Annotated in this window: 20 protein-coding genes; all 20 read right to left on the reverse strand. The window is 46.1% G+C overall.

The features are described from left to right. Nucleotides 1-96: 96 nt before the first annotated feature. Nucleotides 97-573 carry a hypothetical protein gene (locus MKX68_RS27410; protein WP_340914892.1) on the reverse strand — a complete coding sequence of 159 codons (477 nt, stop codon included), beginning with the start codon at nucleotides 571-573 and terminating at the stop codon, nucleotides 97-99. Continuing rightward, nucleotides 570-2,591, reverse strand: a complete 2,022-nt coding sequence (locus tag MKX68_RS27415; protein WP_340914893.1) for a S9 family peptidase — start codon at nucleotides 2,589-2,591, stop codon at nucleotides 570-572. Before MKX68_RS27415 ends, MKX68_RS27410 begins: the two co-directional genes overlap by 4 nt. A 21-nt stretch (nucleotides 2,592-2,612) precedes the next feature. Beyond that, complete coding sequence (locus MKX68_RS27420; protein WP_091030896.1) at nucleotides 2,613-3,542, reverse strand: ABC transporter permease; 930 nt, start codon at nucleotides 3,540-3,542, stop codon at nucleotides 2,613-2,615. A 16-nt stretch (nucleotides 3,543-3,558) separates the two neighbouring features. Beyond that, the gene (locus tag MKX68_RS27425) at nucleotides 3,559-4,476 is read right to left on the reverse strand and encodes an ABC transporter permease (protein ID WP_017688654.1); all 918 of its coding nucleotides are present in this window, start codon (nucleotides 4,474-4,476) and stop codon (nucleotides 3,559-3,561) included. Nucleotides 4,477-4,579: 103 nt separating this feature from the next. Beyond that, complete coding sequence (locus MKX68_RS27430) at nucleotides 4,580-6,145, reverse strand: ABC transporter substrate-binding protein (protein ID WP_340914897.1); 1,566 nt, start codon at nucleotides 6,143-6,145, stop codon at nucleotides 4,580-4,582. Next, nucleotides 6,142-7,353: a M20 metallopeptidase family protein gene (locus MKX68_RS27435; protein ID WP_340914899.1), complete on the reverse strand. Its 1,212-nt coding sequence runs from the start codon at nucleotides 7,351-7,353 to the stop codon at nucleotides 6,142-6,144. The genes MKX68_RS27430 and MKX68_RS27435 overlap by 4 nt, the downstream gene beginning before the upstream one ends. Then, complete coding sequence (locus MKX68_RS27440) at nucleotides 7,350-8,102, reverse strand: FadR/GntR family transcriptional regulator (protein WP_036670784.1); 753 nt, start codon at nucleotides 8,100-8,102, stop codon at nucleotides 7,350-7,352. The genes MKX68_RS27435 and MKX68_RS27440 overlap by 4 nt, the downstream gene beginning before the upstream one ends. A 365-nt stretch (nucleotides 8,103-8,467) precedes the next feature. Next, on the reverse strand, nucleotides 8,468-9,181 hold the full coding sequence (locus MKX68_RS27445; RefSeq protein ID WP_340914903.1) for a glycosyltransferase: 714 nt from the start codon (nucleotides 9,179-9,181) through the stop codon (nucleotides 8,468-8,470). Between the two features lie 135 nt (nucleotides 9,182-9,316). Then, a complete protein-coding gene (locus MKX68_RS27450) occupies nucleotides 9,317-10,414 on the reverse strand; it encodes a Gfo/Idh/MocA family protein (RefSeq protein ID WP_340914905.1) in 1,098 nt (365 codons plus the stop codon). A 12-nt stretch (nucleotides 10,415-10,426) separates the two neighbouring features. Further along, nucleotides 10,427-11,350, reverse strand: a complete 924-nt coding sequence (locus tag MKX68_RS27455; RefSeq protein WP_340914907.1) for an AraC family transcriptional regulator — start codon at nucleotides 11,348-11,350, stop codon at nucleotides 10,427-10,429. Nucleotides 11,351-11,374: 24 nt separating this feature from the next. Continuing rightward, nucleotides 11,375-12,379 (reverse strand): Gfo/Idh/MocA family protein, encoded by a 1,005-nt coding sequence (locus tag MKX68_RS27460; protein ID WP_340914909.1) that lies wholly within the window; start codon nucleotides 12,377-12,379, stop codon nucleotides 11,375-11,377. Nucleotides 12,380-12,644: 265 nt separating this feature from the next. Then, on the reverse strand, nucleotides 12,645-13,169 hold the full coding sequence (locus tag MKX68_RS27465) for a DUF5412 family protein (RefSeq protein WP_339790636.1): 525 nt from the start codon (nucleotides 13,167-13,169) through the stop codon (nucleotides 12,645-12,647). Nucleotides 13,170-13,364: 195 nt separating this feature from the next. After that, nucleotides 13,365-14,012 (reverse strand): restriction endonuclease, encoded by a 648-nt coding sequence (locus MKX68_RS27470; RefSeq protein WP_340914911.1) that lies wholly within the window; start codon nucleotides 14,010-14,012, stop codon nucleotides 13,365-13,367. A 210-nt stretch (nucleotides 14,013-14,222) separates the two neighbouring features. Further along, nucleotides 14,223-17,024, reverse strand: a complete 2,802-nt coding sequence (locus MKX68_RS27475) for an alpha-mannosidase (RefSeq protein WP_340914913.1) — start codon at nucleotides 17,022-17,024, stop codon at nucleotides 14,223-14,225. 18 nt (nucleotides 17,025-17,042) lie between these two features. Continuing rightward, nucleotides 17,043-17,867: a carbohydrate ABC transporter permease gene (locus MKX68_RS27480; protein ID WP_076211825.1), complete on the reverse strand. Its 825-nt coding sequence runs from the start codon at nucleotides 17,865-17,867 to the stop codon at nucleotides 17,043-17,045. Nucleotides 17,868-17,889: 22 nt separating this feature from the next. Continuing rightward, nucleotides 17,890-18,756: a carbohydrate ABC transporter permease gene (locus MKX68_RS27485; RefSeq protein WP_036608294.1), complete on the reverse strand. Its 867-nt coding sequence runs from the start codon at nucleotides 18,754-18,756 to the stop codon at nucleotides 17,890-17,892. Nucleotides 18,757-18,823: 67 nt separating this feature from the next. Continuing rightward, complete coding sequence (locus MKX68_RS27490) at nucleotides 18,824-20,203, reverse strand: extracellular solute-binding protein (RefSeq protein WP_339784057.1); 1,380 nt, start codon at nucleotides 20,201-20,203, stop codon at nucleotides 18,824-18,826. 79 nt (nucleotides 20,204-20,282) lie between these two features. Beyond that, nucleotides 20,283-21,584 (reverse strand): glycoside hydrolase family 125 protein, encoded by a 1,302-nt coding sequence (locus MKX68_RS27495; RefSeq protein ID WP_340914917.1) that lies wholly within the window; start codon nucleotides 21,582-21,584, stop codon nucleotides 20,283-20,285. Nucleotides 21,585-21,807: 223 nt separating this feature from the next. Continuing rightward, on the reverse strand, nucleotides 21,808-22,980 hold the full coding sequence (locus tag MKX68_RS27500; protein WP_340915520.1) for a GntR family transcriptional regulator: 1,173 nt from the start codon (nucleotides 22,978-22,980) through the stop codon (nucleotides 21,808-21,810). 153 nt (nucleotides 22,981-23,133) lie between these two features. Further along, on the reverse strand, nucleotides 23,134-23,316 hold the full coding sequence (locus MKX68_RS27505) for a sporulation protein Cse60 (RefSeq protein ID WP_133384634.1): 183 nt from the start codon (nucleotides 23,314-23,316) through the stop codon (nucleotides 23,134-23,136). Between the last annotated feature and the right edge of the window lie 154 nt (nucleotides 23,317-23,470).

Raw genomic sequence — 23,470 nt, forward strand, 5'->3', positions numbered from 1 at the left:
ATACGAAGTCCAATTTCAACTTTTGAATTCAGTCATCCTCATTTCTACCTGTACATAGCAAAAAAACCGCGATCATCGCGGCTTCTTCTGGTCATCCTATGGGAACTTCAATTGAATATGGACAGGAATGCAGGAAGATAACTCACTATCTGTTCTGCCTTCTTCTGCTGCCTCTGTTTCTTCTGCCTGCACGAGCCATTGCCTGCCAATTAACGATTGCAGCAGTTCAATCTCTTGTGTGGTCAGACGAATATGCTTCAGTGACAGTTCATCTTGAACGTAATCCCGATCCACCTTACGGTCAAACCGGAAATCGAGCAATCGTTTCAACCCGTTAATATGCAAAAACTTGAACTCATAACCCTGAAGTATCGCCTTTTCCCAATCATCTCCGATATCAGCTGCTGTCTGTAGTCTTTCATCAAAATCCATCGCGGATTCCTTAACCAGAGGCAACAACCGGGAATAGTCTCGACGTTGTAAACATTCAATAATCACTTCTTTTGATTCCCCACTTGTCAGAACATTCTCTACAAGAAGCCCTACAGGAATGGACAGCTGAGTTCGACTCATTGCTCGCCCTCCTCATCATTCCCGAGGTACTGATTGAACCAGGCATTCACCTGTTCGAAGCTATCAATCCGAAGTGAAGGTTTACCGCTTTTCAGCAAACTGTGGTTGGAACCCGGATAACGAATCAGTTTGGTCTTTTTGCCGTATCGTTTTAGTGTGGTATATAATTCCTCCGCTTGCGCAATCGGTGTCCGATAATCCTGCTCTCCATGCATAATCAGAAGTGGAGTCTCAATGTGATGTGCATAGGCAAGAGGTGAGCGGGACCACAGGAATTCAGCGTTTTCCGCCGGATTACCACCAATGACTCCCTCGACATAGGAAATTCCGATATCACTCGTTCCATACATGGACAACCAGTTGGAGATGCATCGCTGAGTTACAGCCGCCTTGAAGCGGTGGGTATGCGCTACAATCCAGTTGGTCATCACTCCACCATAACTGCCACCTGCCACACCCAGACGTGATGCATCAAGGAAATCGTATGTAGCCAAGGCATAATCAACAGCTTCCATCAGATCCCGGTAATCCCCTCCGGCAAAGTCGCCACGGCAAGCTCTGGCAAACTCCTGACCGTATCCCATACTTCCGCGAGGATTGATCCACAACACTGCATACCCTTGCGCAACGAGTGTCTGCATCTCATGACTGTATGTTCCTGTATACATCGCGTGAGGTCCGCCATGAATCTGCATAATCAGTGGCAGTTTCACATTGGAATCACGTATTGCCGGTGTGGCTAACCAACCTTGAAGCGGCCATCCATCGGAGGATGTAAACTCTACACGAACTGGCACATTTACAGCCAATTCAGCCATGAATTCATCATTTCGCCGGGTGAGTCTGAACCTTTCTCCACTGTCGATATCCACGCGATATAACTCTCCAGGGTGTTCCGCAGTCAACGCAGCGATTACCAGCGACGAACCATCTGGTGTTAAGGTATACTGATACACATCCTTTTCACCAGCGCCTGTCACAGATTGACAATTCCCATCATCTTGAATGCGATACACGTCCACATTCCCGTTATGCGTCCCAAGTACATACACACCACGCTTCGGATGATGGGCATCCGAGATAGGAGAAGGTGATGCACCTGCTGACTTCATATCCCCCAGTGCTGCGTTACCAATCTGCATATCTAATTGAGGTGCAATTATCCTGGGTACACCCCGCTGAACGGGGACAGCGTATAAGCTGTTGTGGCTCCCGCTTCCATATTCACGATCACTGGCGATCAGGATCAGCTGCTGCCCATCAGATGAATAGGAGAACTGGTTTATCGCCAGACTGGAATCTGTCACTTTGAAGAGATCACTTTCTCCCAATTGAACGCTGTATATATCCGTAAAGTACAGCAGATCTGCATCAAGCTCTTTATCTTCCACTTGCTTGGATATGAAAGAAAGCTGCTGACTATCTGGCGACCACGCCGGAGCACTGATATTCCATAGCCCGGAAGTCACCTGTGTGATCTCCCCGCTTTTGATCCCATATACAAACAAATGGCTGTATTGACCATCCCACCAGCCAGATCCTTCCGCCTTCGGCGTTGTGCGCTCGAAGACTTTACCTCGCAACACAGGTGCTGGCTCCTGTTGGACATCTGCTTTCTTCTGTTGGTCCTCCGGTTGCACCTTGCTGGTAAACGCAATGTACTGCCCGTTCGGTGACCAGATATAACTCAATATTTTACGTGCGGGAGATATCAGCATGACCGGCTCTTTTTGATCTGAATGGAGCGTCCATAGTCCTTTCCCCCCATCCACTGAGCGAATGAATGTGAGCTGTGTGCCATCCGGCGACCAAGCAGGTGAGGAATCCTTTGTTCCATCCGAAAGTGCAATATCTTCATCACCATCGAGCGAAATTCCTCGAATTTGCGTGTTATATTCGTTTTTATCCTGATCTATGGTCTGTTCCACATAAGCCACTCGTCCGTTCGGACTAACTACCGGCTGACTTATCCAACGATAGTGAACCAGATCCTCCGGCATAATTGGTCTATGATTCATAATGATGGCTCCCTTCTCCGTTTATTTATGGGTTGTCTCCGTACGTGGATCAAGCACATCACGCAGCCAATCTCCAAGGAAAATAACACCGAGTACGGTAAATGTAATGGCTAGTCCCGGGAATGTAGCGACCCACCAGCTTGTTGCAACGTATTGTCTGCCATCACTAAGCATCCCTCCCCAGGATACATCGGGTGGTTTGATACCCAGACCCAGGAAACTGAGTGAAGCTTCCATAATAATGGTCGTGCCCACATTCATACCGCAGATGACGATAAAGGATGAAAGAATATTCGGCAGAATGTGTTTGAGAATCAATCTTCCATTCTTCGCGCCAATCGATCTGGCCGCATGAACAAAATCACGCTCTTTGATACTGAGAACCTCACTTCTTACCACACGGGTGAATGGAACCCAGTTCGTCACTCCGATGACAAAGATCAACGTTGTAATACCCGGGCCAACAATCGCCATCACAACAAGCATGAACAGGATGGTTGGAATCGCCATGAATGCATCACCTACACGCATGATGACGGCATCCAGCCATTTCCCGTAGAATCCGGATACCAGCCCCAGAATCGCGCCAATGATTCCTGACACAATCACGGCACCCATACCCACGATTAAGGAAACCCGGGCACCGTATACAATACGGCTCCACATGTCTCTGCCGAGATTATCGGTACCCAGCCAGTATTCGGCCGTTCCACCCTCAAGCCATGCTGGTGGTTTTAGTCGGTTTAGCGGATTCACCGCTGCCGGATCATGACTCGTCAATAGAGGTGCACCTATGGCAATTAACACAACCAACAATACAAGCACAGCACCAAACATTCCGGTCTTGCTGATGATCAGTTGTTGCCAGATATAACGAAATCCCGTTGGTGCACGCCCATTGTCTTGTTCCTGTTCTGTACCCGGAATTGGCATTTCATTGCTGCCTGTCATATGATTGCACCTCCTTCTAGTCGTATTTGATGCGCGGATCGAGTAGCCTGTAAGCTACATCCGTCAAGATGTTAATTACTACAACGATAAAGGCAATGACAAACACCGCGGCCTGTACAATCGCCATATCATGTGTGTTGACTGCAACGACCAGCAATTGACCCAGTCCTGGCCAGGAGAATACCGTTTCCGTAATCAAGGTTCCCCCGATCAGACTTGTAAACTGCAAACTCATAATCGTCACGACCGGAATTAGTCCATTCCGAAACGCATGTTTTACAATGACAACCATTCGGCCTAGCCCTTTGCTGCGGGCTGTTCGAATATAGTCCTGGTTGAGAATCTCCAGCATGCTGGAGCGAATCAGCCGGGTCATCTGCGCAGCCAGTCCAACGCCAAGCGTGAATGCAGGCAAGATCAGATGTGACAATCCTCCGCGTCCGGATACCGGCAATACGCCCAGCATGACGGAGAACAAGAGGATAAGCATAATCCCCATCCAGAAGTTTGGCATCGCCTTACCAATGACGGATATTCCTGAAATAATGAGATCGGTAAACGTATTTCGTTTGACAGCTGAAATGACGCCAAGTGGTACAGCCATAAGTACAGCAAAAAACATCGCGGCTACTGCCAGTTCAAAACTGGCAGGCAATCTCTCCAGCACAAGCTCTAATGCAGGCTGATTGTAGCGAAAAGACTGACCAAAGTCTCCCTGTATCGCACTGCCCAGAAACTTCACGTATTGCGTATATAAAGGCTGGTCCAAACCAAGTGCCTGCGTCAAGACAGCACGATCTTCAGCGGTAGCCGTTTCAGGCAACATTAGCGCAACCGGATCACCGGTAACTCGAACCAAAATGAACACAATTAATGAAACAATGAACAGCACCGGAATGATCTGTAGTAGTGACTTAAGTACGTATTTGCCCACTCCTTGTTCACCTCCCTTTTAAAAAAGAACGGCAGGAACATGGTTATCCAGTCCCTGCCGTTCACGGCCTTATCTTTTCAATGACCGGTTGTTATACCCGATGTTACTGTGCAACAGGTGTAATCTCGTCAGCATAGAACATCTCGTCACTGCGTGGCGCGAAGTTCACTTTGGCATTTGTTCCGTAGACACCTTCCATTTGGTACAGATATACCGCTGGGCGTTCTTCAGAGAAGATCTGTTGTACTTGCTGATACTCTTTCTCACGAGACGCAGGGTCCATGTTCACCAATGCCGATTGAAGCAGTTTCTCTACTTCAGGATTGTTGTAATCCGACTCGCCTTTTGCTTCTTCCAACATATAACGATTGTAGTTGTTCGAAGCATCGAACAAGGAGTTACCAATACCAATCATGAAGATTTCTTTGAATGATTTGGAGCTGTAACGTTCACTGAATGCACTTGCTTCCAGGACATCCAGATTGATTTTGAATCCGACTTGTTCCAGCATCGCTGCAACAACTTCAGCTTGTTCTTTGTACTGTGCGGAAACGGAGATGGTCATCTCGGCTTCACCTTCCGCATAGCCAGCTTCTTGCAGCAACTGTTTTGCTTTTGCTTGATCGTAAAGTGATGTTTTATACAATGAAGGATCCGCACCGAAGTTGCCGGGCGTTACGGATGTGCGGGTTACGATACCTGCTCCGCCGGCAATGCTGTCCACGATTCCTTGTTTGTCGATAGCCAGGTCAATCGCTTCACGTACTTTCGGATCAGCCGTGATGCTGCCTTCTGTCTGACGGAAGATCAACTGAAGCACACGTTGGATTGGTGCTTTGACAATCTTCTTGTCTGCTTCGCCTTCGATCCGAGCAATGTCCGTGGACGGAATGGAAGACGCCACATCTACACCACCAGCAAGCAATTCGGATACACGTGTGGAGGCTTCAGGAATAACGCGGAACACCACTTCATTCCATTTTGGTTCACCGTCGAAGTAGTTCTCGTTTTTCACCAGTTCCACACGATCATCTTTGGTCCATTTACTGAATTTATAAGGGCCTGTGCCTACCGGTTGTTTCAGGAAAGCATCGAATCCTTTGTCTGCAATATATTTTGCTGGCAGAATGCCTGCTCCCATTTTGGACAGACGATTCAGGAGCAACGGATCTGGACCATCCGTGATAATATCTACGGTATAGTCATCCACAGCTTTAACCTCTACGATATTTTTGAAATAACTGTTTTGTTTCAGTGTCTCGTCCTTGGCTACGCGCTCCAGCGTGTATTTTACATCTGCTGAAGTGAATGGATCGCCATTGTGGAAGGTAACACCTTCACGCAGCTTAAATCTCCACGTTGTATCATCGACTTGATCCCATGATGTCGCAAGTCCCGCAACTTTTTTCTGTTCACTGTCATTTTTGATCAGATAATCAAAAACGTTGACCAGAACGGCCTCACTAGAGGTATTGTTGTTGTTGTGCGGATCAAAACTCTCGATATCGGTTGCCGCAGCAACGGTCAGTGTTGTACTTGCGCTTCCACTGCCTGTTCCTTCTGTTGCGGAACCATCATTCGTGCTTGTCGTTTTTCCTCCGCAAGCGCTGAGTACCATTACGACTGCCAGTAACGTGATCCATAAGCCTGTCCATTGTCTTTTTTTCATTGTGATTGCTCCCCCTCAGAAGTTGTATTCCTTGCCAAAAATTCAAGTGCTACTGCAGACAACATGCCCACACCATATGGCATTGCTGTCTCATCGAGATCAAACATGGGATGGTGGAGCGGATAACGAGTACGTTCCTCATCATTACCAGATCCTAGTCTGAAAAACACACCCGGAATCTGTTCACAATAAAAAGCGAAATCCTCGCCCCCTGTGGAAGGTTTGATATAGTTCCATCCTTTCTCCGCATTAACCTGATTGCAGGTCTCTGTTAGCAGGTCAACCATGCCGAGATCATTCACGACAACAGGGTATCCATCGCCGTAGACGACTTCGCATCCTGCTCCGAAAGAATCACAGACCCCTTTGACAACCTGCTCGATCAAAGCTGGCATCCGCTCACGAATGGCAGGTGAGAGTGTACGAACTGTACCGATCATCTCCACTTCCGGGGCGATGGCTGTTCCCATATAACCTCCGGTGATTTTGCCAATGGTGACTACAGCGGGTTCAAGTGGATCGACCATCCGACTGACGATATTTTGCAAAGCGGTGATGACCTGAGCGGATACCGCGATTGCGTCAATGCCCTCATGCGGACGAGCTGCGTGGCCACCCTTGCCAAACACCTTGATAATCAAGGGATCAGCTGATGCAAAAGCAACGCCCTGACTTACACCCAAGGTTCCCGTGTCCTGTCCAGGTGTCATGTGTAATCCTGCGATGGCATCAACCTTCGGATTCTCCAGAACACCATCCTGGATCATGGCTCTTGCCCCTGCAAGTCCTTCTTCCGCTGGCTGGAAAATGAATTTGATGTTGCCTGATTTCGGTCTTCCAAGGCCTGTAAGCAGTTGGGCAGCCCCCATCAGGATGGAGGTGTGAGCGTCATGTCCACACAGATGCGCTTTGCCTTCTACTTGTGAGCGATATTCCACCGCTTTTTGATCCTGAATTGGCAGAGCATCCATGTCTGCGCGCAAGGCAAAGGTTGGTCCATCGGTCTCTCCGCGAAGCAGACCTGTAACCCCGGTCTGTCCCACATTGCGTGTAACTTCCAGCCCCAGGCTTTCGAGATGCTCAGCTACGATAGCGGATGTACGATGCTCCTCGTAGCCGATTTCCGGATGGCGATGCAAATCTCTGCGCCAGGCGCTTAACTGGGCTTGTAGTGGCTGAGCCAGCTGTATTAGTTCTGAACGATTCATTCGCTGTCATTCCCTTCATTTTTGTCCGATTCAGAAACCAAACGGGCATAGATTGCATCCGCCGAGAATTCGATATGTCGTTTCATCGTCTCCTTAGACTTGATGCTATCATGGGCTTTCAATGCTTCAAGAATCTCCATATGTACACCGTGATTGACGGTACGTATTCTGTCATCATAAGGCATCAAGTCGAGCGCCGGATTAATTTTGGTCCGGATCTGTCTGACGGCTCTCTCGCAGTATGGATTCCCCGAAGCCTTGGCGATGGTCAGATGAAATTTTACATCCAGCGCCCTGAACCATTCCCTTGTACAGTCTGGCTCTATACTTTGTTCCATGTAACCCTCAAGCAGCTCCAGTTCGCCTGCGGTGATCCGCTCAGCAGCGAGAAAAGCTCCCTCCGGTTCGATGATGGTTCGATATTCAAACACCTTCAGCATCTGTGACCAATCCCGTTTAATTTCTTCTCTGGTCCGTTTATGCGAATTGGCTGTCAGAGGCAGTACAAACGTTCCACCTTTGGCACCCACCCTTTTCTCAATCAAACCTTTCTCTTCCAGTGAAGAGAGTGCCTCACGAACCGTAATGCGGCTTACATTAAAAATCTCTGCCAGATCTCGCTCGGCTGGAAGTTGTTCTTCACTCATTAATTCTTTCAAAATAATGGCTTCTTCCAGTTGTTCTCTAATGAATTCACTAACTTTTTTGGTAGATACTTTCTCAAAACGAAATGAAAACGTACTGGACATCTAAACACTCCGATCTGTATATGGTCTAGACCTTATACCATTAATATAATTCCGACTAAACTTATATGCAATACTTTTTTTCAAGTAAATTCATATTTTTTTCTCACCACCTCCAAATTGAAGCATTTTGGCACAAAAAAGACGCATCTAAACGCAGCAGATGCATCTTCGCTTTCGTTATTTAACGACACACGGGCACTACGATGACAGAATAACCTTCCGATCGCTGTTATCCCCGGATTTCATTGAATCCCTTTTTGAAAGGGGTAAATCCGGAGATAAAGGCGAACGCTCCGCTTCTTCAGGTTATTTCTGTCCTCTCCGTTTTGTGTAAATGTTTAGTTTAATATATCTAACTCTGTCCTCTATAACTTTTTATTAGCATAGGGTCTGAAATCCTCTGTAACCGCAAGTTTCTTGCTTCCCTCCAGGTAAAAGCTATCATCCGCTCTCCAGGTATGACTTTTTTTGTTCTGTCTACGGTGATAGACATAATTGTAAGGAGAGGTCGCGTACGCTTTGAATCCTCTTTTCCTGCATTGTCTCAGGAAGGTTACATCTTCCCCTATGGAACGGTCCGTGAAGCGGACTTTTTTCAAGATCTCTCTTTTGAATAAAATAGTGCCCCCTTGTACAAATTCAACCGGTTTATTTTTTTCAGCCGGAGATCTGACCAACAGTGTCTTGGACGCACCCAAGTAGACCAGGCACGAATGTTTGCCCACAATATCACTTTTGGTCCGTCTAAGTTCTCTCACCTGCTCTGTCAAATAATACGGCGAATAGTAGTCATCATCATCAAATTTCGCAATCAACGAAAAGCGAGCCCTTGTCATGCCAGCGTTCAAGCTTTGTCCTAGCGAAATGCTCTCAGGAACTTGATATACATGAACATTGGCAAGATTCCGAACCCGGTTTTGGTATAATGCCAGATTCATACGGTCATGATTCAGAACAATGATCAGTTCTTTGCTTTTGTAATGCTGCCGACTGTAATTTTGCAGAATGTTTTCAAAAAATTGCGGCCGATTGGTACATACCACAATGGAAACACCATGACTCGTTTTGTGTTTAGTCACGACATACCCTCTTTTCAGCTTATTTTTCTCTCATCATATGTGCCGAAATAGAGTCTGGTATGGACCAACAGCTAGTAGCCAAAACACCAAAAACCCTCTGTCCCAATAACGGGACAAAGGGTTCTGTGATCTGTTCTATGCTTTATTACCGTTATTCAAATATACAGCCTTGCCTGTACGAGCAGATTCATAAAGTGCTTCCAGGATCTGAGATACAACCAGTGCTTGTTTCGGTGTGACCACCGGCTCCTGATCGTTCTCAATCGCTTCAATCCACTTTCTCATCTCAACATCCGGTGCGCTCTCGCTCTTACCATCGTAGAAAGCTACCCCGCCTGCACTCAGTTCAATCTCATTCGTGTATAGACGGCTGAATTTCTCGCCATTGATGCGCAGTCCGTTCTTCATATCCGCACCCGCTTCGCTGCCACTCAAGCTACATTTCGCCTCATCCACATCCAGTGAGTTCAGTGCCCAACTGGATTCCAGCATAATCGTTGCGCCATTCTCCATCACAATCATGCCGAAGGCCGAGTCCTCTACAGAGAATTGTTTTGGGTCCCACGGGCCCCAGGCATTGGCCGCATTTTCACGTTGCGAAAGCTCATGATAGGTCGTACCTAGCACAACTTTTGGTTGATAGTTATCCATCATCCAGAGCGTCAGATCGAGTGCGTGCGTACCAATGTCAATCAACGGGCCGCCACCTTGTTTCTCCTCATCCAGGAAAACACCCCATGTTGGTACTGCTCTACGTCTAATCGCATGTGCTTTGGCAAAATAAATATTACCCAGGTCACCCGCTTCGCACACCTTCTTCAAATACTGACTGTCTTCTCTGAAACGGTTGTTGTATCCGATGGTCAATTTCTTGCCGGTACGTTCTGCCGCTTCCAGCATGAGCTGTGCTTCAGCAGATGTCTTCGCCATTGGCTTTTCACACATCACGTGTTTGCCTGCCTCCAGAGCAGCAATGGAAATCTCGGCATGAGAAATATTCGGCGTTAGCACATGCACAATATCCAAAGACTCATCCTTGAGCAATTCCTGATAATCCGTGTAGACTTCGGCTTCAGTAGTGCCATATTTCTGTTTGGCTTCATCCGCACGTTCCTGAACGATATCGCAGAAAGCCACCAGTTCAACATTATCCAGTTTACTCAGACTCGGCAGATGTTTGCCATTCGCGATTCCCCCACAGCCAATAATTCCGATACGATATACTTTACTCATATATATTCACCCTCACTTAAGTATTGGTTGTTTCATTTTGCGAAAAGCCGACGGGGTCATCCCCAATCGTTTGCGAAATACAGCATGCAAATAGTTGGCATTATTGAATCCTGAAGCAAGAGCGATCTGTTCAATGGATACGTTACTTTCCTCCAGATTGCGGCACACGGCGCGCAGACGAATATCCTCCAGTACACGGCTGAACGGCATCTCCGGCTGTACTTGGTAGAAGATTCGCTGCAATTGTCTGCTGCTGATATGAAGTTTCTCTGCCACATGCTCCAGCGTGACCACGGTAGGGTGATTCGCTTCCATATACTGCACTGCATACTCATAGCGATATACCGACATATCCCGGACAGGGGCTTCCGGTCGATTTCCCCCGGTGTCGTATGCTCGCACGGTTTTGAGTAATATGCTGATAACCAGTTGCTTGATCGATGTATAATAACCTAACAATTTCTGATCACATGCCTCGTAGGCTTCCAAAAAACAATACATCGCCCGATGATAATCATTCACCGGAGTAAACGGAAGCGTTCTCAGCTTTTCAATCGTTTCCTCGGATTCAGCGGCTTCCCAGGGATCGACATGCTCTCTTGGCTTGTGAACAATATCCACATGAAGACATAGTTCATCCATGTCCTCTTTGGCATCCGCCTCCTGATAATGAACGACACCCGGTCCAGTCAAATACAGCATTCCTTCAGAGAGAGCATGTGTCTGATCATCGAGAATAACTTTACCTTTACCTCTTGGGATAAAATGAAACTCAAACTCCGCATGATTATGGAAATCCACAACTCGGCCCGCTGGAAAAGAAGTCAGATGAAATCGCATCACACGAATCTCATAATGTCCCCAAACCATTAGAATATCCAGTCTCTCCAGGAGATCCTGCCGTTCAAGCATTTTCTCATAAGGATACAGGCTCAAGATTGCATACCTCCTTAATAAAACCTAACCCTTCAACTCATTCAGAGTGATTCTGCACCCTTCTTTGGCAGAGAGATTCGCTGCTTCCATCAAACGGGTCAGCTCCATAGCGATCTGCACGTTTTCAGTTGCATCCGTATCATTCTGTATATGTGCAACCCATTGATTGAATGCGCTTTCTCTTTTGTCTGCCAAAGGAAGTTCTGTCCAGTCATCATATTGTCCTTGTGCTGCTTTCGTGCGAATCAATAACTTTTCTTCGGGTGTTCCGTACAGAAGTGTACCTTCCGTACCATGAACCTCAATCGTAAATGGAGAATGGCTGTTCACAAAACCAGCTTCAACAACGCCAACTGCTCCGGAATCCGTAAACAAGGTTGCAACTGCATTATCTTCCACTTCTTTGCCTGTAATATATCCAAAGTTTGCATTAACCGCTGTTACTTCCTGACCCAGAAACAGTTTGGCGAGATACATTGGATGGCAGCCCAGATCAATCAGCGCACCGCCCTGACAATCCTTCAGATCGTAAAAGTGTTCAGGCAACCAGTTCGAAATCGCTCCATCATGCGATAAACGCGCTCTAACATAAGTCACTTTGCCAAGTAATCCTTGGTTAAGTACATCCTGAATCGTTAACGTATACCCTGCATTCAGTCGTGGCAAGGAGACCGTAATTTTGACTTTGTTTGCCTTTACCTCATTAAGGATTCTGTTGGATTCCGCCTGTGTCGACGCAATTACCTTCTCTGTAAAGATGTGTTTACCTGCTTTTGCAGCAGCGGTGATGACTTCTTCATGGATGCGGGTTGGCGCATCTACAATAACGGCATCGATGTCATCCTTGGCCAGCATATCTTCGAGTGAAGCATAGAATGGTACGTTTAAGCGTTCAGCCGCTTCCTGCCCCCGCTTGGCATCTTCATCCCACACAGCGGCGATGACTGTATCCTCATGTTCTTGTGCCTGCTTGATGTAATCCCATGCGTGAACATGCCACAAGCTAATTTTCCCAATTCGAATGGTCACTGTTGTCTTACCTCCATACTATATAATATTCTGACATTTATCTATAAGTTATCACAGACTTAATCTATTTTTAATAGAAACTCACGACAATAAATGTATAAAATCACGACATGTTTAACTTCTTCTATTCATTCATATAAAACCTCAAAGGATTCTTGATGACGATCACTTCTCTTCTATCCATCTTTTTCTCGAAACGCAAAAAAGCGAAACTCCGCAAAAGAATTTCACTTTAGATATCAGTTAAGAAAAAAATCTTAGAAAATTAAGGGCTACGGCGTACAGTTTCACCGTTTAATAAATTAACTTTTTGATCATTAATTGAAATGGTATGGTTATCAACCCATTCCAAGTCTACCTGATCCGTCTTTCCCTCATAATAAAATACTCTTTTAAACCAAAGCGGGCCTTTCAATTCCCCCATAACGCCAAACGATCCCATGGCTCCAGCGTCAGTTTTATAGAAACTTATTGTATAGTGCTTATCTGGTGAATGTGTAGTCGTAAGTAATTGTTTGTACCCAGAAAATATCGATGTAAATGACAAAGCACCCAAAAGGATGAAGATCAATGCTAAGGATAGAACCGTTGAGATCCAACTTCTTACCTTCGTAGACTTGTTCGATGTATCTTTAAAACCAAGTATGGCTAGAGCCAGTCCTAAAATAGAAAGAATTAGTATTACATAGGTTGGAGGACTAACTAGCCATTTATTATTCATATGAGAATATAGTGAGTACATCGAAACAAAGTACAAAATCAGGACTAAAAACAAAGCAATCCAGCTCATTTTTTTCACTAAAATTGAACCCCCTCTTCCCACAAATAGATTACACTTAGTGAACCTGAATGTGTCACCCATCTCCATCCCTGAATAAATACAGAATTAAATATTATGTATGAAAAGCCACCAAAATCATTCATTTTAGATAGAATACTCGTTTATTGATCAATCATCACAAAATCTACTGAATAATTCATATGTTCACTTACTCATCACTTTTTTTACATACTTTTCTGCCTTGTAATCTTTTCGAACCTCATGTAGCGTACTGCTATTCGATTCCGACCAGGATTCAAGTATCATCCTCGGTTCCCCTTCAATGATGTCACGCGCCTCAATAATATCACCGTCTCTAAAAGCCTCAATCACATGAATTAAATCAGTTCGATCAATCAACTTTACAAAGTTAATACCAGCTAATGTCTCACACGATTCTGTGAAATGGGATGAAGTAATTACGATTGCTTTTTTAGCCTTGTAATATCTCATGCAAGAAAAGACCTCTTGTACAGCGCTGATTCCGACTGGATACTCTATTGAGTATCGCTTTGCTTGGATGACATTTCTAACACCTTCCCGATCAGTGAAAACTACGTCAGCACCAAAATCGCGACTTCCTAACGTTTTATAGACCCCGGAATAGCCCAACTCAATTAACAATCTGTACAAGTACATCTCGAAGCCAGAGCCATCCTCCATCCTGTCTATATCAGCGATAGTAATGGCTTTTAAGTCGTAATTCTCCTCAGTGAATCCCCCTGATCTCTTGTGTTTACGTGTCAAACTCAGAATCCAAAGGCTAAGTACAACAACTACTACTACGAATAATACAAATAAAATATAGATCATTAGCTCTACCTCCATTACAACAAACTAGCACAATAATACCACATTTTTCTATATTGGAAATTAATTATTTTATTGGATAAAAAGAACTTAGAACGAGTAATAACGCCGCTATAGCACCCTTCAATAAGTTAATGTTTTGACTAACAAAAACCCCCTGTCCACAATAACGTGAACAGGAGGTTTCTATAATTATCATGTTCAAAAATCAACTCAACGTAACGCGTACCCTTGTGTAACAATTTTGTACCCCGATACCATCTGGCTGTGCCCCTCCAACGTGTCCTTAACCCGTTCCAGCACATCGCTCTCATAGACGGAAGCACATTCGAATCCAGTTTGTACATTCAACTCAACAGGTTCGGAGTTTAGATTATACCAGCGAGCAATCAAATCTCCGGTTTCCTCTGCGATCTTCAATGTGGAGAAGGCCAGTGACGAACCTTGTGCATTCCACGCCAGCCATTGCTTCGACAGAGGCAGCTCCACCTTGTGCGCATCAGCTCCGGCATGACTTTCTCGCTCAAACGTGCGTGCTAGTGCCCCTAGCTGTAAAGTCGTCCACGGAATCGGATACACGTATGCGGATGCACATGCACCTGACTGTGCCGCATCGCCTGCAAATGGAATAATCGCATATTCCACGCTCTGAGGTCCCAGACATTGGGCTTCCGGTGTTTCAAACACACCCCAATCTCCCAGTTCCGAAGAGGCACGCAGCAGCGTAACCGCAATCTTACTGCCCTCTTCACGCTGTAAAATCTCGTATTCATTCAGCCCTTTGTTTGCAATCATCAAGCCATGAGCACCATCGGTCACATGTACAAACGCTTGCTGATGCTGCGCATTACTCGGATTCACCCATTCTTTGGCCGGTGTATTGGAACGTTTGGCGATTTCAAAAATAGAATCCGCATAATGATCCTCTGTCAGCAGTCCTGATGGAAAGAGTGCGCGCAGTCGATGATCCTTGGCCTGATTGTTGAATTCAGACTTTACCTTGACCATATTACTGCCTGCTTCCAATGTATACGTTGTCGTAATCACAAGCGGAACGGTGTTCTTAACTCGCTGCGCCTTTCGTTCTGTAAAAGGAACCATTTGGCGTTTTTCAAGTTCGAAAAGTTCATCTGCTTCAGCAGGAATATCCCAGCGTAATACACTTTCCATAACTGCACGATACGGAGACTGCTCCACAATCCGCAGGTCTGCCTTCAGATGCTCCGTGGTCAGCGTTGTCTCTCCCTCAGGTTGACGGTAGACATATTCATTGCCGATATCACCGGTATTCTCATATGAATTCAACCCCCTGTAAACAGCACCAGAGACTTTATCTTCAATCGTTGCCGTACCATTCTCTTCAACCGTCACCCGCAAATGACCGTTCTCCATCATCATTCCCTGAACCAGGATGAGTTCGCTCGTATCGGGCACTTCAGCAATCTCAGCAATCTCTGCTGGCTTCTCTACTGGAATGAGAGCATATGTCTTATAACCCAGCGAAGGTACATCCACCGCCTGGAAAGTAACTCTTACTTTACGAGCCATATAAGGCTGTCGGAAGCGATCTTTCGGAAGTTCATAACCAAAATGTGCGCCCATATCAGTGAGTTCTGCCGAATACACGTGTCCATCCGAATCGACCAGCTGATACGCTGGCAGTGCATCTTTTTCCACCTTCTGCGCAAGTGCCTGGGGATTAGGCCCTTCTGGGAAAAAAGCTTTGTCTACAATCAGGTCCATCTCAATGATTCCATTTCGATTCCATCCACTCGTGTTGAACACAGTGAACAGCACTGCTTCCTCTCCCCAAGCCTCAGCAGGTTGCACACGGATGGACTCAGCAATCGCCTGCGCGCTCTGGGAAACCAATTTCTCTGCAAGCTGTCTGCTCTTGGCAAAGCGGGTCACCATCTCACGGTGAACCTCATCCACACTGCATCCGCAGATGCTATCATGTGGGTGGTTCTGCATCAGCATCTTCCAAGCATGCGTCAACAGGTGGTGCGGATAATCTTTCACCCCGGCCATATGCGCCATGGCGGCCAGTGGTTCGGCTACTTTTTCAAGCAACGTCTGCCCCTGCTGATTCAACTGTTTCAGATAAACTCGTGCGGATGCCGTATTCACCAGTGTTCCCCAACCATCCGTGTGCTGACTGCGAAGTTCGCCCTCAATGGTCGCCAGATGCTCAGGGACATCCTTCGTAACCGCCTCAATGTAATCGTCAAAATTGGAGTGGATAAATTCCACATCAGGATACAAAGCCGCTGCCGTACGTAATGCCTCGGGCAGGTCCGTCTGGATCGGCTGGTGATCACAACCATTCATGAACAACAGATGTGGGGTCGAGGCAAACTTCTCGGCATCTTCCAGATTTTTATCCCAATACGCTCGGGCTTTCTCTGAATCAACCGGAACTTCCATCCCATTACAGTACCAATTCGCGAACAAAATGCCGAGTACTTCCGAACCATCCGGCGAACGCCAGATCATCTCGGAATATGGAGATTCGTAACTGTCTGCATCAACCACCGCATTATTGAATCCCGTAGGCTTTACCCCACGCCCAAAAATCGCGTTATGAATGTCCGCCTGTTGCAGAAGCTGCGGTGCCTGTCCCATATTTCCGAATGAGTCTGGGAAGTATCCTGTCTTGGATATCACACCTAAAGGTCGAGCATCACGATGACCGATGAGCAGATTACGCAAGTTGGCCTCGCTGCTGGTCAGAAACTCATCCTGTAACACATACCATGGGCCAAAATGAATACGTCCTTCACGAATATAACGGTCGAGCCTCTCCTGTTGTTCGGGCCGAACCTGCAAATAATCTTCACGAATAATCGTCTGCCCATCCAGATGAAAATAACGATATTTCGGGTCCTGATCAAGCGTGTCCAGCAGTTTATCCATCAGCTCAATGAGCAGTACGTGATGGTGTTCATAAGGCATATACCATTCGCGGTCCCAATGGGTGTGCGAGATGAGATGTGCCGTCTTTTTGGTTGTCATGTTGCGTACCTCCTGTCATTAACCTTTGGTTGCCCCGCCCATGCTGAAGCCCTTGGACATGTAACGCTGGGAGAAGATATATAACACAACCGAAGGCATTGTATAAAGTAGTGAAAATGCAGCCAATCTGCCGTATTCAACCATGCCGTGGCTGCCGAAGAATTGATAGATCGTGACCGATGCCGGAAGTTTCTCCGGTGTCTGGAGCAGGATGTATGGCACGAAGAAGTTGCCCCAACTTCCCGAAAAGGTAAATATCGCTATCGTTGCAATACCCGGCAACATCAATGGCGCTACAATTCGTCTCAATCCGTTCCATACGGACGCACCGTCAATCCATGCCGATTCTTCCAGATCAATCGGCACCGAATCCATGAAGTTTTTCATCATCCAGATGCCGTACGGAAGTGAGGATGCCGTCAGGAACAGCATCGTGGCAATGATGCTATTTTGCATTTTGAAGAACAGAAACATCTGAAATACCGGAACCATCACGGCAGTAATCGGAAGAGCTGTCATGAACAGAATGGACAACAAGAAGCTTTTTTTGAATCTCATTTCATAACGGGATAAAGGATACGCAGCAAGAACAGATACCAGAACAACCAATATCGCTTGCCCTCCCGACAGAATCAGGCCCACACCGAATGAACGAAGATTGCTCGAATCCCCGAGTACATCCTTGAAATTTTGAATGGTCCAGGTACTGGGCATTTTGATGCCCTGTTGCGCGTTCGGGTCAAATGAAGCCAAAATGATCCAGAGCAGCGGCAATAAAAAACAGAGCCCTAGAAAAACTAAAATCCCGTACTGGATTTTGCGTTGAAGCCCATGTTTGACCATAGGGATCGAACCTCCTTCATGGTTACACTTTCACTTTCATGGATCGCATGTAGAACAGGCTGGCGATAATACCGATGAACAACAGAACCAGAGATATGGCTGTGCCGTATCCGAACTGATAGTTCACAAAGGCCTGGTTATACATGAAGATCGGCAAGGTTTGTGTTGAAGTACCCGGGCCACCACCGGTCATCGTATAGATCAGCGTGAACACACCCAGTGTCTGTAGAGTAACCAACATCATGTTGGTCACGATGGACCCTTTTACCATTGGAATCGTAATGTGTCTGACAATCTGGAACCCGGTGGCACTGTCAATAATCGCAGCTTCTTCAACTTCCTTCGGGATATCATCCAGTGCCGACTGATAGACCATCATCGAAAAGGCTGTGCCGTGCCAGATATTCGCGATAATGACACTCACCATAGGGAAACTGAACAACCAAGAGACTGGATTCGCTCCAAACCAGCCGAGGATCTGATTCAATGAACCATTGTCACTGAAAAAGGCCACCATACAGAATGCCACAACAATCTCGGGTGTCACCCAACCGGCAATGACGATGATCCCGATGACCCGGCGGAACGTCACATTTTTCTCCTTCATTAGAAGTGCCAGAATGAACCCAAGCAATACCTGACCAATCACTGCGGAGAAGATGAGAAAGACCAGCGTGCGCCAGACACTAATGCGAAAGTCAGGATCATGGAACATATTAATGAAATTCTGGAATCCAACAAACTCCAAACTCTTGGCTGCCGCCCCGGTCAAAGCCATGTTCGTAAAGGCAAAGCAGATCGTCAGAATGATGGGAACAATGAAAAACACAAGTAATAACAGTACGGAAGGCATTAGAAACAGAAATGAACCTGGTGCTTTCCTTTTCATAAGTCACTCTCCATTCGAACCGGAAAAAGGGGAGATTGTGCCTCCCCCTCCGAATATATCGATATCCTTATTTCTCTTCGATGCTGTCCGCGCCAAGGGAACGGGATACGTTGTCCTTCAATTGCGTAATTCCCTGTTCCGGCGTCAGCTTGCCAGAGGCAATACTCTCAACAATGCTTTGCAATTGTGCGGATACTGCTGCATATTGATCGTTCGCTGGACGGAAGTGGGCCACATTCAAGAGTTCCTGTGCTTCTTTGGTATATGGACGATCCGTATAACCTTCAACTTCCGTGGAATCATTACGTGGACTGAGGCTGCCTTCCGCTACTACACGAGCAGTCGCATTTTCCTTATTCATCAGGAACTCGATAAATTTCCAAGCCTCTTCCTTGTTCTTCGCTTGTGCAGGAACAGACCAAGCCCATCCTCCGGACATCGTAGTTGCTCCAGGCTCTTCCCCATTTTGTGTTGGGAATGGTGCAAAGCCTATTTTCTCTTCAACGTTGGCGATTGGAGCAGCGCCGTTCTCGGCCCATGTTGAACCTGCCCAGCTACCATCTACAGCCATCGCCAGTTTGTCTTGCGGGAACTGTTGCTGGAAAGCAATACTGCCAGCTTGTCCATTTAAGGCAACCTGCATGGTCGGACCTGTTTTATCCGTGTTAAACACTTGATCTATGAATTTAAAGGAATCCAGAAGGCCCGGGCTGTTAACGACCCATTTCTTGGTGGTGTCGTCGTACAGCGTATCCGCCGTACCATAGAGCAGCATTTCCAGCGTTTGCATGGTGACACCTTCACCGTTTGCTTTGCCCACGATCATATTAAGCGGTGTCACACCTGGCAGTTTTTGCTTGATGGTACGTGCTGCTTCGAGTACTTCTGCCCAACTTGCAGGTTTGAATGGAACTTCAAGTCCCGCCTGTTGAAACAGTTCCTTGTTGTACCAGATTCCGCGTGTATCCGAGGTAGCCGGAACGCCATACACTTTGCCGTCTTCGCCAGTAACCCCTGCCTTCAGGTTGTCGATGATGTGTTCTTCCCAATCGGGCCATCCCTGAACTTGTGTATCCAGCGGCTCCAGATATCCCGCCGCAGCATCGGATTTGATGATGGATGTATCTTCGGCAATGACATCAGGCGCTGTATCCGGGGATTTCATTTGCAGAACCATTTTGGACGTATAATCGCCTTCACTTGCCAGTACAGGAGCAATGTTGATTTTGATATCCGGGTTTTCTTTCTCGAATTGATCCACCAAGCCTGATTGGAAGAACTTCGTAAGTGTATCTTCCGATCCTGAAGAACGGAACGATACAGTTACTTCCTTCTTGCCGTCACTGGTTGTGCCTGTGCTTGAGCTTCCGCCTGAACAGGCTGTAGTTAGAATGAGCAAGGATGTCATAACTGCTGCTACCGGCATTTTCAATGATATTTTTCTCATGATTCGCTCTCCTCTTTGTCGGAATTCAACGAACTCCGAACGTTATGATGTACTCGCAGGTTATCTCTTGCTTCCCTATCTATTTCTGTACGCGGAATCCGCAATAATCCATAATCAGTTCACTAAAGAGCATGTTGGACCATGAAAACCATGGACGTGTATACTCATGTGGATTGTTGGCCGAAAAACCTTCATGGGTCAGTCCGGTATCCGCATCCGTCTTATGGATGAGCTGAAGCAATCGTAGTTTTTCATTGCGATCCTCTGTAGTCAGCCCCTGCATCGATAACGCGATATGCCAGATGTACCCCTCCGGTGTATGCGGACTACCGATTCCCGCTGCAGCTGTTCCCTCATAAAAATACGGGTTGTTCGTGGATAAAATGAAACGGCGTGTATTCTGATACACCTCGTCGTTCTCCTCCACATATCCGAGATAAGGCAAAGACAGCAGACTTGGCACATTGGCATCATCCATCAGATTGTGATTGCCTTTCCCATCCGTTTCGTACGCATATATGGTTCCATATTCAGGATGTTCAACGGTGCCATAATCCTGAATACCCTTGTTGATCTCTTGCTCCAACTGCTTAGCATTCGCTGCCAGCGTTTCATCCTCGAACACCGCTTCAGCAATTTCCTGAAGATATCGAAGCACCACAACAGCGAACATATTGGATGGAATCAGATAACCATATTCACAACGATCGTCGCTGGGACGGAATCCCGACCAGGTCATACCTGTATAGGCTGTTTCAGTACCTCGCCCCTCTCGGCTGAGCGTATCGGTCTCGGGAGCATCCAGACGTTGGAACGTGTAGGGTGATTTCGTCTCATGATGTTGCTCCACTTGCCATAACTGCATGATGATCTGGGCTGCTTTACGGAACGTATCATTGAATTGAGTTGTTCTCCCCGTGTTCTTCCACAGGAGATAACTGAGCTGAATCGGATAAGCCAGCGAGTCGATCTCATACTTCCGTTCCCAGATCCAATCATTCATCTGCGTCAGATCTTCCTGATGTCCTTTCCCACTCTCCGTCTCATTAAAAGCGTTTGCATAAGGGTCCAGCAGAATATAATTCAGTTGACGTTCAACCAGTCCAGCGATCATGTCGGCGATATCTTCATCCTCTGAAGCCAGAACCAGATAAGGTCTGACCTGAGCGGCAGAATCACGTAACCACATGGCAGGGATATCTCCCGTAATCACAAAAGTTGTCCCATCTTCTTTGCGCTGAATTGTGGTCGCCATCGTATTGGTAAAACAGTTTTTGAACATTTGGTTAAGTTCCGGATAATCCGGCATACGTTTGTTAACCCGATCAATCATGTCGTATATCGAGGGAGAAATTTCTTGATCATCTCTGGGTGTCAGCATGTTGTCCTCCTTATGTAATCCAGTTTGTTAACCGCTTTCATCATCCTAAAACGAATATAATGTTATGTCAATATATTTATTTGTATATTAGCATGTTATTTTAATTTCACCACACTAAATAGTATACCAATTAAGGTAATGTTCCCCTTTTTATCCACAACAAAAAGAGACCTCGTTTCCACGAAGTCCCTCTTTAAACACAATAATTATAAAGCCGCTAAAATTAACCCTTTTGTTTCACCATACTCGTTGATTTGCCCTTCACCAAGCGGGCAGGCAAAATAACTCTGTTCACTGCCATTTCGTTGTTCTGCATACTTTGAAGCACCATCTCGAATGCCTGTTTTCCCATATCAAACTGGCTTTGTCTCATATGTGTTATACGGCTTCCTTCGGCAGCGTTTGGACTGTCAAAACAAATGATGGACATATCTTCCGGGATTCTCAGATCAAGCCGATCCGCTGCCTGTTCTGCAAGTAAAGCAATATGATACTCCGCAGCAAAGAGTGCAGTAATCTGGGGGTATTTCTGTAAATGTTCCACCAATGTCTCCACATCACGGACCTCGACTTGAGGATCAAACACACTTGGCAGTGTCGAAAGAAAAGATTCTAACCACAATTCCTTGTTCACCAGAACCCCTTGATCATTATGAGCCTCAATGATTCCTTCAATTCGTTCCTCAATCGGTGTAGTGTTCGCCGGAGGCTGCGTCAGAAAAGCGATATGTCGGTGACCGAGATCGAACAAATAATTCATCCCTTCTCGCGCCGCGCCTACATTATCCGTACTGACAGATGAAGCCGGAATGCCTTTCAAGTACCGATCAATCAGGACAAAAGGGAATTTGTTAACAACCAGTTTAAGAATCTCATCGCTGAAGTATTCACCCTGTGCCGGGAAAATAATCAATCCGTCCACACCCAGTTCCAGCAGTTCCTGAATGCTCTGTTCCTCCTGCTCGGGAATCCCGAAGGAGCGTCTAAGTACAAGAAAACAATCATGCTCTCGCGAAGCTTCTTCCATACCATATAACAGTTCTGTACCATACATATCACTGAAGTTAGTAATGACAAGACCAATGAGCAGCTTCTTCTCTGGATCTTTAACCGAAGCACGCGGAGCAAGTCTGTTAGGTCTTTCCTGTAACACATCTGCTGTATCGGCTACAAAAGAACCCCGTCCTGGCTGACGAACAATTAATTGTTCACTCGCCAGCATCTCAAGCGCTTTTTTTGTTGTAATCCGGCTAACTCCGAATTCATCACATAACTCCTTCTCCGAAGGAACACGCTCACCGACTTGATATTGATGAAGCTGTATCCGTTCGCGCAAGGATTCAAAGATCTGTTCATACATCGGCTTCGATGCCGAATCTTTCCCCAATACAAGCACCTCCATAAATACCCATACTTCTCATGTTCTACATCCTAATATATCATGTTATATCATTAATGTGAAGAAAGAGACGGCTCACCTTGTGTCCTATGAGAGCAAAAGAAAAAGCATCCCGATGGATGCTTCATTTCCAAAAGTTCATTATTAAATTTATTTGGCGTAGATAACCATAGCCGAGTAATGATTTATAACGTAACCTCCGTTAGTAACGGATACTTCAGAATACTTGATATCCACTACATTCACAGTATTGATCCCATTTAAAAATTCATTCATTTCTTTCTCCAACTCTACAGTACTTGTATTTTCAAATATTCTCACTTGTGTTCTCATCGTTCATCTCCCTATCCATCTAATAATGACTTAAGGGATATTATACGTCTTTGATGCATTTAGGTCGCATATCAAACTTCGCTGTGTATCAGGGATAAATGGTTTGATAGCCGAGTAATCTTAGGCGTCAGATATGAATTGATACAACAAAAAG

The organism is Paenibacillus sp. FSL M8-0212 (assembly GCF_038004645.1).
Taxonomy (GTDB): Bacteria; Bacillota; Bacilli; order Paenibacillales; family Paenibacillaceae; genus Paenibacillus.